We start from the raw sequence: 1,339 nt of genomic DNA on the forward strand, positions 1-1,339 counted from the left end.
TTCAGGCAGCCGTTGCGCATCTGGTCGAGCCAGGCCTCGTCACACCCCCTGAGGATCAGTGCATCAATGAATACATTCAGCCGGGGATCAATTTCCGCGTCATAAGTCTCATCATCCTTGGACAGGGTGATGTGCAGCTCATATCGTCCTTGCCGCCACGACAGGTGCTCCCCGAATACAAGCCGCGTATCCGCTAAGCGGACCGGCAGCACCGAAAACAGCGCCAAAGCAGCAGCGGTGTTTCTCAACGCCTGGCGCGAGCGTGGGCATGTCAGACTTTCCGCCTCCTTCAGGAATTCCTCCGCGCGGCCGATGATCGCTACCGGCGAATATCCGGTTTTCTGCAGCTTTTCATACTTCTTCTTTGGAGCTTTGCGGGCTCGATCCTCAGCCTTTCGAAGGAGCTGCGACAATAGCTCCTGCGCCTCTTGGTCGGCGCCGACATAGAGGGCACATTTCTTCAATGCAGAGAAAGAGGCCAGCTGTGTCGCGGCGGCCAGCCCGCGTTCACGCATGTCGCGGGTAAAGGCCTTCACTGCCTCAACCGAGATTTCCTCCGGCACCCCGGCCTTTCTGGCCGAACAGGCCAGCTGCCTCAGCTTCATTCTGTACGTCGGAATCATTTTGGGAGACGGTGCGATGACACTGTCCCCATCAAAGCCCGCCGCCATGTCTGCCAGCGCATTTTTCCAGTCTTCTGGCAGTTCCTCCTCCGGAATCGACACCCTGAGCGTGCGCCGCCTCGGCGCCGTGGCCGCCGGCTTCCGGGTCTGCGCCTCTTTCCGGCGGATGGCGTCGGTCAGAACGAGGATGGCGGGCTGGGCCGGGAAAACCGCCTGCATCGCCTTTTTCAACACGCGCAGGCGGTTGGCGGACCGATACCCGGCATCGAATGACAGGCAGTCCGAAACCGAAAGTTCCCATATCGAAGCAATCTGCCTGCCTTCAATGAAGGCGAGGAAATCATCGAGGATGCGCATCTGCGGCGCGGTGACAGCCCTCATGTTCAGCGTTGCGGCCAAGGGATCCCATCGCGGGTGCTGCAGAATTTCCGGAACGGTCCGGCGATCAGGTTTTTTCATGCCTTCAGCCTCGTCAGATCGAGCACGTATTTCTGCACCTCGGAGCGCTGCACACGTTTGTTGACCCAGCCATAGTTTTTCCTGGCAGTGCCGACGGTGTCGTCGAGCAGCCGCTCGAGCAGGTCCCACCTTCCCGGGTTGGCTTCGATCAGCAGCGAGGCCAAGCCGTGGCGGAAATTATGCGGGGTCATCGGCAGGCCGGCAGCACGGGTTTCGCGCTTGAACCAGCCGAGAAAGGTCTCGTAGGGCAGATTGCC

2 protein-coding genes are annotated in these 1,339 nt (G+C 60.1%); both read right to left on the reverse strand.

Annotated features, from left to right (window positions below):
• A partial coding sequence (locus AB9K35_RS00075) for a hypothetical protein (protein ID WP_369923894.1) occupies positions 1 to 1,082 on the reverse strand: 1,082 nt, incomplete at its 3' end.
• On the reverse strand, positions 1,079 to 1,339 hold a 261-nt coding region (locus AB9K35_RS00080; RefSeq protein ID WP_369923895.1), incomplete at its 5' end, for a hypothetical protein. The genes AB9K35_RS00080 and AB9K35_RS00075, both read right to left, overlap by 4 nt.

This window comes from Leisingera sp. XS_AS12 (assembly GCF_041224635.1).
Classification (GTDB): domain Bacteria; phylum Pseudomonadota; class Alphaproteobacteria; order Rhodobacterales; family Rhodobacteraceae; genus Leisingera.